Below are 12,510 nucleotides of genomic sequence, written 5' to 3'. Positions count from 1 at the left end.
CTTCGCGCCACGCCGATGGAAAAGAAATATATACAAAAGTTATCCACAATACTATCCACATTATGCGCAAAGATGGGTGGATAAGCCGTGAATAAGCCGTTTATAAGAAATATGAAAATGTGGATAATTTTTTGGTTATCCGGACGATGTGCATAACTACCCTACTTATCCACATACATTTCTTAAGTTATCCACAACAAAAGAATGCTTGCAAGGCGTGGAAAATAGCAGTTACGAGCAGTTATCCACAGTATCCACAGCCCTTATTATTACTACTATCTATATCTTTATACTTAATCGTCGTAATAATCTGCAGCAGAAAAAATCAAGCTCTCTTCGTCGCGAAAAAATCTGTACAATAGGATTTTAGATTTTTAGCGTAGGAGACATTATGAAAATTGAAGTTGATTCTGCAGCTTTTGCTGATGCTGTTGCTTGGGCTACACGCATACTTCCTGCTCGTCCTGCAGTGCCTATTTTATCGGGTATTAAGCTTGATGCGCATGACGGAGAACTCTCTTTCTCCACTTTTGACTATGAAAAGTCTGCACGCGATCATGTAGAGGCTTCTGTGGACGAAGATGGAACTGTTGTTGTGCTAGGTAAGCTGTTAGCAGATATTGCTAAGGCTTTGCCTCAAGGCACTATTTCCTTGGAAACTACAAACTCTCGTTTGTCTATTTCTGGTGGAAAATCTAAGTTCTCTTTGCAGTTAATGCCATATGAAGACTACCCTGCTTTGCCAGAAGTTCCTCAAGATTTAGGTCAGGTGGATGCAGATACTTTCTCTCATGCAATTGCAAAAGCAGCAGTTGCTATTGCTCACGAGGAAAATCGTGTGGTTCTTAAGGGCATTCGCATGACTATTGATGGCGAAAAAGTTGTGCTCACCTCTACCGATCGTTTCCGTTTGGCTCGTGCAAGCTTCAACTGGACCCCATCAAACCCTGATTTTGAGGGCACTATTTTGATTGATGGCGCGGTTATCAAAGATATTTCGCGTAGCATTGATACTTCCAGCAATGTGGTTATGGGTTACGATTCAGAGAAATCAACATTATTGAGCTTCTCTAATGCAGGACGTCAGTCCACTGCTCAGCTTATTGATGGTGAGTTCCCTGCTGTTGATGGTCTGTTTGTGGATGAATATCCTATTCATGCCGTTATTAATCGCAGCGAATTAATTAGTGCAATTACTCGTGTTGCTTTAGTAGCAGAAAAGAATGCTCCAATCCGCATGGTATTTAGCAATAATGAAGTGCAACTTTCTGCAGGTTCTGCAGATGAATCCCAGGCTCACGAAGTTATTGATGCTCAACTCGATGGCGAAGCAATTACAGTTGCTTTTAATCCTGCCTATTTGAAAGAAGGATTAAACGCTATTGATGAACCGTATGTGCGTATGAAAATGGTCAATGCTGCTCGTGCAGTAGAATTCAACGGACAACAAGATATTGATGGCGATGAATCTTTAGATTATCGTTATTTGCTCGTTCCAATGCGCTTTATTGATTAGTTCTTGATTAATGTATATTTCTAAACTTGCTTTAGATCATTATCGTTCCTGGGAGCACTGCATTATTGACTGTGCTCCTGGGATTACGATTTTTTATGGCAATAATGGCGTAGGAAAAACGAATATTGTGGAGGCAGTGGAATTTCTCTCCACTGGTATGAGTCATCGCACACATACAGCAAAACCACTGATTCAAGCTGGACAAGTCTCTGCTCATATCCGTGCGAATGTTCTTTTTTCTAAAAATAGCGAAGAATCAACACAATATGCTCTTACTTTATCTTCTCGAGGAGGGCACAGAGCGCGTATTAATGGCGGAAAATCCCAGTATTTACGCGATATTGTGGGAGATATACCGAGCGTTACCTTTGCTCCAGAAGATCAAAAACTTATTTCTGCAGAGCCAAGTATAAGACGTCATTTTCTCGATGCTGCAGCTGTTTTCCTTGTTTCTGGCTATTACGAGAAAGTTCAGCAATATAATCACATTGCTAAACAGCGTGCTGCTTTACTGAAAAATGTGGCTCAGCTGCGCGCCACCATGAACGCTGGTGGAGCTGGCGTAGATTTTACGCATATTTTTACGAGCTTAGAGATTTGGACAGATCAACTGGTTAATCTCGGTATAGATATTACCCAAGCTCGCCAGCAAACAGTAGATATATTATCTCCTGTTTTTACCAGGATTCATGCTCAGCTAGCGGGCAAACAGCATACAGCTCAGCTACAGTATATTCCTTCGTATGATGAGCTGAACCAGTTTAGCGATAAAAAAGCTGCGTATGATGCAATTATTGCGCATTATCAGCGTTTATTTGAAGGTGAAGTGGCTCAAGCCCGTAATCTTATTGGACCCCACCGCGACGATATAGCTTTTATGCTCAACAGTATGGATGCCAAGGATTACGCGTCGAATGGTGAAATGTGGAGTTTGGCTTTAGCCCTCAAAATGGCTTTATGCGAGGTGCTTACTGAAAAAACAGCTAGCTCTCCCCTGCTTGTTTTGGATGATGTTTTTGCTCAGCTCGATAATGAACGGCGTGCGCATATTATGGCTTTTGCATCGCATCTTCCTCAGGTATTTATTACCGTAGCAGCAAAAAATGATGTTCCGGAAGAATTTTTTGAGAAATCATCTTTTGTTCATTTTATTGATGTTGAGAAGTTGCGTGCAAATAGTATGAGTATGAGCAATGTACCCTCTTTAGAGGATTTTATGAAGCAATCAGAAGGTGATCGTGCCCATGCGTAAACCTCTGAGCGAAGAATTTCGTATTTCTTCTCATAGTTTAGCTGCACATATTTTTGAACCTTATGCGTATCAATTTGTTCAAAGACGCAGTTTTGATGAATCAAATCAGTTGGCAGCACAAAGTTTCGGACAAAAAGGACGCGACTGGGTTAATTTTGGAACAGTATTAGCAGCCATAACGAGTAATCCGCAGTGGAAAAATCATATGGGTGTGGCTCATCTGTATGACGATTGGGCGCAAATTGTGGGTGAAACCATAGCTCAAAATTCGCGTGTGGGGCGTTTTCACGGTTCCGAACTGACGGTTTTTGTGAATTCACCAGCATGGGCTACTCAACTTGGCTTTATGAAAGAACAGATGATTACTAAAATCAATGAGCAGATTGAAGGTCTAGAAATCAGCGACATTCGTTTTATCGGTCCTCAGCCAGAGCCATATAAACGCAAACGATATCCGCGCTATTAGCAGTCAAAAATCTATAAAAACCGTTAAAGCGCTTTACAGACGAAGTGTCGCTATGTTTTGGTACCCTATTCATAATAAGTAAAAACACGTAGAAGAGCCTTTTTTGTGGTTTTTAACGTGGGTAGGAGCAAAAAGAACCTCGCACATCAATAAAAAGTACGGGGTTATTTTTTATGAATTGGGAAGGAACGTCAGTGGCGGACGATACAGAAAATTCCGTTCAACTTGATGACACAATGTCCCCTGAACATTATGATGCAAGCGATTTGCGTGTTCTGGAAGGCTTGGAAGCAGTACGTGTGCGTCCAGGTATGTACATTGGTTCCACTGGCCCTCGCGGTCTGCATCATCTCGTGTATGAGATTGTTGATAATTCTGTGGACGAAGCTTTAGCAGGTTTTGCCTCTCATATTGAAGTAACTATTTTGCCAGATAACGGTATTCGCGTAGTCGATAACGGCCGCGGTATTCCTGTGGACGAAGTGCCTGGCGAAGGTAAATCTGGCGTGGAAGTGGTGCTTACTAAGCTCCATGCAGGCGGTAAATTTGGTGGCGGCGGTTATGCCGTATCCGGTGGTCTGCACGGCGTAGGTATTTCTGTAGTAAACGCTCTTTCTACTCGTATTAACGTAGAAGTGCGTCGTCAAGGCTATTACTGGACGCAAAATTTTGAAAATCAGCATTCCGTCACCCCACTTATTCAAGGGCGCGCTCTCAACGAGGACGAAGAAACAGGTACTTCTGTTACTTTCTGGGCAGATCCAGCTATTTTTGAAGTTACTGAATATGATTTTGAAACCTTACGTGCGCGTTTCCAGCAGATGGCATTCCTGAATAAGGGTTTGCAGATTTCCTTAACAGATGAACGTTTTGTAGACGAGGCAGGCGACGAAATTGCCGATAATAATGCTGACGATAAGCCACAGCATCGCAGCGTAACATACAAGTATCCAAACGGTATTAAAGACTATGTGGAATACTTGGTGAAGGCAAAGAAAACTGCTCCTGTTGAAGACGAAGTTATTGACTTCGAAGCAGAAGATTTGCAGATGGGTATTTCTGCTGAACTTGCTTTGCAGTGGACGCGTGCATATTCCGAGTCTATTCATTCCTTCGCAAATACAATTACCACAACCGAGGGTGGTACGCATGAAGAAGGTTTCCGTGCTGCATTAACTGGTTTAATCAACCGTTATGCGCGCGAGAAGGGCTTCCTTAAAGAAAAGGACGAAAACTTAACCGGCGATGATGTGCGTGAAGGTTTAACAGCAGTTATTTCTGTGAAACTGACCGTTCCTCAGTTCGAAGGACAGACCAAGACTAAGCTCGGTAATTCCGAAGCAAAGACTTTCGTTCAGCGTGTAGTAACTGAAAAGCTTGGCGATTGGTTGGGAGAACATCCTAATGAAGCTAAGCGCATTGTGCAGAAAGCTCAGGAAGCTGCTCGTGCTCGTTTTGCGGCTAAGAAAGCTCGCGAAAATACGCGCCGCAAGTCTATTTTTGAGTCTGCAGGTATGCCAGATAAGCTTAAGGATTGCCAGTCCAATAATCCTGCTGAATGCGAATTGTTTATTGTGGAGGGTGATTCCGCAGGTGGTTCAGCAATTCAGGGTCGTAATCCTATTACACAGGCTATTTTGCCTTTGCGCGGTAAGATTTTGAACACCGAACGTGCCAGCCTCGACCGCATGATGAAGTCCGATACCATTGAATCGCTGATTACGGCTATTGGCGGTGGTTATGGCGAAGAATTCGACATTGACAAGGTGCGTTATCACAAGATTATTATTATGGCCGATGCTGATGTGGACGGCGCTCATATTGCCACACTCAATCTGACCTTAATGTTCCGCTATATGCGTCCTTTGATTAACTCTGGCTATGTGTATGTGGCTATGCCTCCTCTGTACCGTTTGAAGTGGACGAAGGGTAATCACGATTTCGTGTACACCGATGAAGAACGTGACCGTGCTTTAGCTGAAGGTAAGGCAGCAGGTCGTCAGCTTCCTAAGGGCGAAGGTATCCAGCGCTACAAGGGTTTGGGTGAGATGTCGTATCAGGAGTTGTGGGAAACAACTATGGATCCGCATCATCGTATTTTGAAACAAATTCATATTGAAGATGCAGCTCAAGCTGATGAAACTTTCTCCATGCTTATGGGTGACGATGTAGAGCCACGTCGATTGTTTATTCAGCGTAATGCTCGCGATGCTCGCTTTATTGATGCATAAACCTGACAGATTGTATTAAAGGGTAGAAAATGGCAGACGAATTAACGCCAGATAATGGCGAAGATTTTGGCTTAATGGCAGGTCATCGCGTGCAGCGCACTGATCTGCAAAAAGAAATGCGTGAATCCTATTTGGCTTACGCACTTTCGGTAATTGTGGAGCGTGCTCTTCCAGATGTGCGAGATGGTATGAAGCCAGTACATCGTCGCGTGGTATATGCCATGTACGATGGCGGTTATCGTCCAGACCGTGGTTATAACAAGTGCTCGCGTGTAGTCGGTGATGTGATGGGTAAGTACCATCCTCACGGTGATTCTGCAATTTACGATACTTTGGTGCGTATGGCTCAAAGCTGGTCTATGCGTTACTTACTCGTTGATGGACAGGGTAACTTCGGTTCTCCAGGTGACGATCCAGCAGCAGCAATGCGTTATACAGAGTGCCGTATGGCTCCTCTGGCTATGGAATTAGTGCGCGATATTGATAAGAAAACTGTTGATTTTATTCCTAACTACGATGGTAAAACTCAGGAACCAACAGTTCTTCCAAGCCGTTTCCCTAATCTGCTGGTCAACGGTTCCTCTGGTATTGCTGTGGGTATGGCAACCAATATTCCACCTCACAATATGCGTGAAGTGGCTCAGGGTGTGCACTGGGCTTTGGATCATCCTGATGCATCTAAAGAAGAATTACTCAACAACCTCATCGCTATTATTAAGGGACCAGACTTCCCTACTGGCGCTACAATTTTGGGACATAACGGCATTGAGCAGGCTTACCGCACAGGTCGTGGTCTTATTACCATGCGCGCTGTGGTGAATACTGAAGAAATTAAGGGTCGTTTGTGCTTGGTTGTTACTGAGCTTCCTTACCAGGTGAACCCAGATCGTTTGGCATCCTCCATTCGAGAAGGTGTGCGCGATGGTAAGATTCAAGGCATTGCCGATATGCGCGATGAAACTTCTGGACGCACAGGTCAGCGTTTGGTTCTTGTTCTTAAGCGTGATGCTGTGCCAAAGGTTGTGCTCAACAACCTCTACAAGCACACTCAGCTGCAGCAGACTTTCGGCGCAAATATGTTGGCTCTTGTCGATGGCGTGCCACGTACGCTCAGCCTTGATGCTTTTATTCGTCATTGGATTAACCATCAGCTCGATGTTATTTACCGTCGTACGGAGTATTTGAAGCGCGAAGCAGAAGATCGCGATCATATTTTGCAGGGTTACCTCAAGGCTCTGGATATGATCGAAGAAGTTATTGCTTTGATTCGCCGCTCCCCTGATGTTGATCAGGCTCGTACAGGTTTAATGGAGCTTTTGGGCGTTGACCAGATTCAGGCTGATGCTATTTTGGCTATGCAGTTGCGTCGCCTTGCAGCTTTGGAACGCCAGAAGATTCTTGACGAGCATGAAGAACTGATGCGTCGCATTGCTGATTACAACGATATTCTTTCCAGTCCAGAACGTCGTCGCAAGATTGTGGGCGATGAAATGGATGAGATTATTGAAAAGTATGGCGATGAACGTCGTACCAAGATTCTTCCATTCTCTGGTGAGATGAATGTGGAAGATTTGATTGCTGAAGAGAATGTGGTTGTTACTGTTACGCATTCGGGCTATATTAAGCGCACGAAGGCGGATGAATACCGTTCTCAGCATCGCGGAGGTAAGGGCATTAAGGGCGCTAGGCTACGTGAAGATGACGTTGTTGATCATTTCTTCTCTACGTCCACGCATAACTGGTTGCTCTTCTTTACGAATGAAGGCCGCGTTTACCGTTTGAAGGGATACGAGCTGCCAGAAGGCTCTCGTGATTCGAAGGGACAGCATGTTGCTAATCTTCTGCAGTTAGGACCTCAGGAGAAAATTCAGCAGATTCTGTCTATTAAGGATTATGAAGCAGCTGAATATCTCGTGCTGGCAACAAAGAGCGGCAAGATTAAGAAGACAAAGCTTCCAGAGTATGATTCCACTCGTCAAGGCGGTTTGATTGCTGTTCGCTTGATGGATATGGACGGCGAGAACGAAACAGTTTCGGATGAGCTGATTGGTGCTGCTCTGTGCAATAGCAATGATGACATTATTGTGGTGTCTCATGCAGGTATGTCTGTGAAGTTCGCTGCTGATGATGATACTTTGCGTCCAATGGGTCGTCAGACTGCTGGTGTTCAGGCTATGAAGTTTAAGGAAGATGACTTCCTCTTAAGCATGGCTGTGGTTCCAGCTGAGTCCGATTCCGATCTGTTAGTCGTAACCAGCGAAGGCTTTGCTAAGCGCACAGCTTTGTCTGAATATCGTTTGCAAGGTCGTAATGGTTATGGTGTGAAGGCTATTAACCTCGTTGAAGGTCGCGGTCTGCTTGTTGGTGCGGTTGTTGTAGAAGAAGACGACCAAATCATGGCGATTATGAAGTCTGGTAAAGTAATCCGTTCTGATGTGAGCGAAATTAAGCGCACAGGACGTACTACTCAAGGCGTCACCTTAGCGAAGCCAGATAAGAACGACGAAATTGTTTCCATCGCCCGCAATGCGGAGAAAGAAACTGAGGACGAAGATACTCGTGAAGAGGCAGTAACAGAAAGCGCACAAACTGTGCAATAGACAGTGCTTTTGTTAAGCTAAACTCAGTTATAACTTCAGATATAGGCTGAAAATAGAAGAAAAGGGGGAATCACATGAGTGATGAAACCGAAGCATTAGAAACGCCACAGGTAGAACAAGCGGAAGAAAAACCTGTGACTGAAGCTCGTGTGGCATCCAGTGAACCGACTACGCCGGACACAGTTCATGTGTCTGTTCTTGCAGAGAAGAAGAAGTCTGTTCCTCGAGCACGACGTATGAAGCTGAGCTTAACGCAGATTGATCCATGGTCAGTGACCAAGGTATCGTTTATGCTGCTGATTGCTGTTGCATTAATACAGGTTATTGCAGTCGTCTTCTTGTATTATGTACTGCAGGCTGTGGGTGTTTTTGATTCCCTCACCTCTATTGTGTCGAGTGCAGGTTTGAACTCTAAAGGTTTCGATATTGCTTCCTTTATTAGTCTGGGACGCGTGCTGTCTATTTTCACCATTGTGAGTGTATTCGAGATTGTGGTGGGAACAGTTCTAGCAGCTATTGGAGCATTCCTCTACAACATAGTAAGTTCACTGGTTGGTGGCATTCACGTCACCTTGGGTGATGATTAAAGACTAAGGCTCGCACGCAGTGTGCGAGCCTTAACTTTTGCTACACTTAAGAACCATGAATGAAACAGCACAGTCGCGTCTTTATCTTCTTACTGCTTTAGCTTGCACAGCATGGCTTATTCAAAGCATTTACAGCTATATTCATGATGGAACAATAACAAATTGGGCAAGCTGGGTGTTTATTGCCTGCCTTCTTGTTGTTATTGGCTATACAAGCTATCAAGGTTGGACTTTGTATAAAAAAACTCGTCCTGACGATGATAACGACGAAGACGAGTAAAAGATAATCTTCGGACATAGTGGGGTTTTTGGGCGATATTACTCAGTAGACTCCAGTTGATTCCTTGCCTGTATGCGTGAAGTTGATACGCGCAACCGATATGCCACTTTTGAAACCATTTTTGCCCATCAAAACTGGCATAACAGGTGTATGAATCGGTTAAGCCAGTATATGTGAGAGCAATAGCTCTCCGAATTTAACGCGGCGTGAAGCCTGATTGTGCAGAACAGCTACTAGTCACGCACCTGCAACCTCGAAAACCCCGCTAAAAACACAAGAGCCTGTAATCCTTATAATATAATGACATTGTCTTTACAATGCACATAAATTGTGTATGAGTATTGATATGGTTAGTATAAATTTGAATATACGTACCGATAAGGTCGTGAAAGAGCAGGCTGAACATATTTTGCTGAGCTGGGATTGAATATGACCACTGCTATAAATATGTTCCTCAAAACCACCATTCGCGAAAATGGCATTCCTTTTAATTTGAAGCTGGATTTACCTAACGATGTAACTGCTGCTATTCAAGAAGGACGTTCTATTGCTATAGATGAGAGTGTTCCGAGTTATGAGAGTATTGACGATCTTAAAGCAGCTTTGGACATATGACATATCTTGTTAAGTTTACAAGTCAGTTTAAGAAAGATTTGAAGCTGGCAAAGAAACAGCATTATCTCTGTTTTATCTCAGGGATATCGTTTAGATGCACGTTATAGAGATCATGAGTTTTCGGGAAATTTTAAGGGTGCATGAGAGCGGCATATCGAACCTGATCGGTTATTAGTTTACGAAATTCAGCATGATGTGCTCGTTCTTGTACTCAACAGGTGGGAATCACATTCAGAGCATTTTAAGAAGTAGAACATATACATATGTAATTCACGGTAGATGACAAGTGCCTTGTGTTATCTGCCATAGTTATTGGCTATAAGCTACTAGAAACTCTGTGTAGACACGAACACTTTGAATCTCTCACAAAATCCTGAGATTTGTGAAAGTTTTTAGCGCTTACGCTTTTTCTTAGGCCTAAAAATCTTAAAGCGCGCCACAAACCACGCACGAACAGGCGGAATTTTTGCAATCGTAAAACCAGCAATAACTGTTCCAATAAAAATCCATGAGGCAGCGTTTTGGTTGAGGAAAATCAAAATCAAAACTAAACCTAAACATACAACGCCTAAAGCAGAACCATAACTTTCCTGCTTACGTGTCATTTCTGTGGTACGCAGCGGAAAAGCGCCAAACAGTATGCCTAAAACAAGGCCGAGAACAGCGCTGCCAATCATTATTGCTAAAGTCATTATTATCCTTTTTAGTTGTAGCGATCAATCAGTTTGTGATCTTCAGGATGATCTTCTGTATTCACAAACTCTTCGTTAATAGTACGTGCACCCGCAATTTCAGCAATAATCTGCTCATACGATGTTTCTACAGTACGGTGAACAGAAACGAGCCGACCGTGACGCATAACAGCAATACGATCTGCTACAGCAAAAATATCGGGAAGATTATGGCAGACAAGCAAAATTGCTTTACCGCGTGAACGTAAGTCCTTGATATACGACAAAACTTGAGCAGTTTGAATAACTGACAGAGAAGCAGTTGGCTCATCCATCAAAACTATAGAAGGATCGTGAAGCATGGCGCGCGCTATAGCAACAGTTTGCTTCTCGCCAGTAGATAAGCCTTCTAAAGAACGGAAAGCGCTTAAAGGAGACGATAACTGCGATAAAATTTGACGCGCCTGAATATGCATATTCTCGTCATTGCGGTTACCCACTTGATTTGCTATTTCTTGACCTAAGAAGATATTGGCAGCAACATCTAAGTTCATACACATATTGATATCTTGGAAAATCGATGCAATACCTAAATCATTGGCTGCTCGCACACTAGAGAGATTGACTTTTTCGCCATTTACAGAAATATAACCGTTGTCTGGGTGATACAGTCCAGCAATAACTTTAAGAAGAGTGGATTTACCAGCGCCATTATCTCCTACTAGAGCTACAACTTCGTGAGCTTTAAGCGTTAAGTTTACATCGTTCAGCGCTTCAATATAGTCAAAGCTGAGATTAATATGACTTAACTCAAGCACTGTTTTTTGTTCAATTGCACTCATGTGTGAAGTCACCTATGTCCTCAACGTTTTTATCAATAACAACCAAGTATATCAGCTCCTCTTTGTGCTCTTAATTGCTCACTTTATTCAGTGAAGAAGCAAGTTCAATACTGGATAAAGCTGCGCCTAAAACAACATTGCCTTCTGGATTATCGGAAGGAATAATGCGAATAGGTTCCACAGCATCAGGAAAAAGCAAGCGCTGAACAGACTGTTGAAGAGGTTCTAAGAAAATCTCGTGCGCTTTAGTGAGGGAACCGCCAATAACAATAGATTGAGGGTCCATAGAAATACAGGTTTGAGCTACAACAGTTCCGATGCGCACGGCTGCGTCAGAAATAACACGACGGCAACCGGCATCTGCATTGAGTGCACCTTGAATAAGATCGTCTAAAGTAATGGATCCATGAGTAAAATTCAATACCTGAGTGAGACGTTGCTCGCTCACAATCGTATCGAGACAACCTCTATTTCCACAAACGCAAATATCTCCAAAAGGATCAACCTGCACGTGTCCAATTTCTCCAGCTAATCCCATAGATCCGCGGTAAATATCGTTGTTAATAAACATAGCTGAGCCCACACCATCTCCGGCATGAACGTAAAGGAAGTTAGACATAGTGATTGCAGCACCCTGCTTATGTTCAGCAATAGCAGCAGCATTAGCATCATTATCAATAAAAACAGCGCAATGGAAAGAATTTTTAAAATGCGCAACAATATCCACATCATCCCAGTCCGGCAAAATACCGAGCACGCCTATCTGCTGATGCTTCCAATCAATAGGGGAGGCTACAGCCACCATAATGGCAGCAATTTCCTCTACACTGGCACCGAGAGAATCAAGTGTTTCATGAATAAGACGAGAGGCTTGAATAAGTATGGAATCGGGTTTATGTCCAAAAGGCAAGGGCATAGAATGAGTGCCTAGTATAGTCAAAGAAAAATCTGTAATACAAATAGATAAGTTATGGCGTTCAATAGCAACACCCACACCAATACCCATTTTGCGGGCAATAGATACTAAGGTTGCTCGACGGCCACTGCGTACAGTATCTGTGGTGGTAAACCGACCTTCGTCAACGAGCTGACGCACTAAAACAGAAACCGTTGCTGTGGATAATCCTGTATTTTCTGCTAGTTCTATCTGCGTCATCGCACCATATTTAGTAATAGCATTGCTTAAAAGAGCTTTATTTGCCTCTCTCAGCGATGATTGAGATCCAGAAATGTGCGATGCCATGTCTTTAAGAGTAATACACAAAACCGCGCAAAATCAACTTATGTCGTATATTTCTTGTTCTTCGATTTTAGTGGGGTTTAGTGGTTGCATATGCGTGGCTTGTAGCTGTTATGCATAATCTGGCTGCACGCTGCGTTAAATTTGAAGGTCTCTTCTCTCACGTATTCTGCTTAACTGATTCATGCACCTGTTATGCCAGTTTTGTTG

General features: G+C 43.3%; 10 protein-coding genes and 1 pseudogene. 8 read left to right on the top strand and 3 right to left on the bottom strand.

Going from position 1 to position 12,510, the window contains the following annotated elements; translation table 11 throughout:
• The first annotated feature begins 391 nt into the window (after window positions 1-391).
• The 8 genes and pseudogenes from dnaN to G464_RS08620 all read left to right on the top strand — a co-directional run bounded on the left by dnaN (window position 392) and on the right by G464_RS08620 (window position 9,547).
• Entirely contained in the window at window positions 392-1,516 is a 1,125-nt protein-coding gene (gene dnaN, locus G464_RS0102470) for a DNA polymerase III subunit beta (RefSeq protein ID WP_022856593.1), read from the top strand.
• A gap of 10 nt (window positions 1,517-1,526) precedes the next feature.
• Window positions 1,527-2,768, top strand: coding sequence for a DNA replication/repair protein RecF (gene recF / locus G464_RS0102465; RefSeq protein ID WP_022856592.1), 1,242 nt, complete (start codon window positions 1,527-1,529; stop codon window positions 2,766-2,768).
• Entirely contained in the window at window positions 2,761-3,234 is a 474-nt protein-coding gene (locus G464_RS08630; protein WP_022856591.1) for a DciA family protein, read from the top strand. Before recF ends, G464_RS08630 begins: the two co-directional genes overlap by 8 nt.
• 173 nt (window positions 3,235-3,407) lie before the next feature.
• Complete coding sequence (gene gyrB, locus G464_RS0102455; RefSeq protein ID WP_021617353.1) at window positions 3,408-5,465, top strand: DNA topoisomerase (ATP-hydrolyzing) subunit B; 2,058 nt, start codon at window positions 3,408-3,410, stop codon at window positions 5,463-5,465.
• A gap of 29 nt (window positions 5,466-5,494) precedes the next feature.
• A complete protein-coding gene (gene gyrA, locus G464_RS08625; protein ID WP_022856589.1) occupies window positions 5,495-8,065 on the top strand; it encodes a DNA gyrase subunit A in 2,571 nt (856 codons plus the stop codon).
• A gap of 74 nt (window positions 8,066-8,139) precedes the next feature.
• Window positions 8,140-8,652 (top strand): DUF3566 domain-containing protein, encoded by a 513-nt coding sequence (locus tag G464_RS0102445; RefSeq protein ID WP_022856588.1) that lies wholly within the window; start codon window positions 8,140-8,142, stop codon window positions 8,650-8,652.
• 55 nt (window positions 8,653-8,707) lie between these two features.
• The gene (locus G464_RS0102440; protein ID WP_022856587.1) at window positions 8,708-8,932 is read left to right on the top strand and encodes a hypothetical protein; all 225 of its coding nucleotides are present in this window, start codon (window positions 8,708-8,710) and stop codon (window positions 8,930-8,932) included.
• A 346-nt stretch (window positions 8,933-9,278) separates the two neighbouring features.
• Window positions 9,279-9,547 (top strand): annotated as a pseudogene (locus G464_RS08620) (type II toxin-antitoxin system RelB/DinJ family antitoxin).
• 392 nt (window positions 9,548-9,939) lie between these two features.
• Here G464_RS08620 and G464_RS0102430 read toward each other — a convergent pair.
• From G464_RS0102430 to G464_RS0102420, 3 genes are all read right to left on the bottom strand, one after another.
• Entirely contained in the window at window positions 9,940-10,239 is a 300-nt protein-coding gene (locus tag G464_RS0102430) for a hypothetical protein (protein ID WP_021617348.1), read from the bottom strand.
• Between the two features lie 11 nt (window positions 10,240-10,250).
• Entirely contained in the window at window positions 10,251-11,060 is an 810-nt protein-coding gene (locus G464_RS0102425; RefSeq protein WP_021617347.1) for an ATP-binding cassette domain-containing protein, read from the bottom strand.
• Window positions 11,061-11,130: 70 nt separating this feature from the next.
• A complete protein-coding gene (locus G464_RS0102420) occupies window positions 11,131-12,303 on the bottom strand; it encodes an ROK family transcriptional regulator (protein WP_022856586.1) in 1,173 nt (390 codons plus the stop codon).
• Between the last annotated feature and the right edge of the window lie 207 nt (window positions 12,304-12,510).

The sequence above is a fragment of the Alloscardovia omnicolens DSM 21503 genome, from assembly GCF_000420505.1.
GTDB classification, from domain to species: domain Bacteria; phylum Actinomycetota; class Actinomycetes; order Actinomycetales; family Bifidobacteriaceae; genus Alloscardovia; species Alloscardovia omnicolens.
Note: the sequence above shows the minus strand (reverse complement) of the source record. Positions and strands in the feature narration are given on the sequence as shown.

Bases quoted from the DNA above. Each gene is read 5' to 3' on its own strand.
- G464_RS0102430 (WP_021617348.1), bottom strand. From the start codon at position 10,239: ATGACTTTAGCAATAATGATTGGCAGCGCTGTTCTCGGCCTTGTTTTA.
- gyrA (WP_022856589.1), top strand. From the start codon at position 5,495: ATGGCAGACGAATTAACGCCAGATAATGGCGAAGATTTTGGCTTAATG.
- G464_RS0102440 (WP_022856587.1), top strand. From the start codon at position 8,708: ATGAATGAAACAGCACAGTCGCGTCTTTATCTTCTTACTGCTTTAGCT.
- G464_RS0102420 (WP_022856586.1), bottom strand. From the start codon at position 12,303: ATGGCATCGCACATTTCTGGATCTCAATCATCGCTGAGAGAGGCAAAT.
- G464_RS0102425 (WP_021617347.1), bottom strand. From the start codon at position 11,060: ATGAGTGCAATTGAACAAAAAACAGTGCTTGAGTTAAGTCATATTAAT.
- dnaN (WP_022856593.1), top strand. From the start codon at position 392: ATGAAAATTGAAGTTGATTCTGCAGCTTTTGCTGATGCTGTTGCTTGG.
- recF (WP_022856592.1), top strand. From the start codon at position 1,527: ATGTATATTTCTAAACTTGCTTTAGATCATTATCGTTCCTGGGAGCAC.
- gyrB (WP_021617353.1), top strand. From the start codon at position 3,408: ATGAATTGGGAAGGAACGTCAGTGGCGGACGATACAGAAAATTCCGTT.
- G464_RS08630 (WP_022856591.1), top strand. From the start codon at position 2,761: ATGCGTAAACCTCTGAGCGAAGAATTTCGTATTTCTTCTCATAGTTTA.
- G464_RS0102445 (WP_022856588.1), top strand. From the start codon at position 8,140: ATGAGTGATGAAACCGAAGCATTAGAAACGCCACAGGTAGAACAAGCG.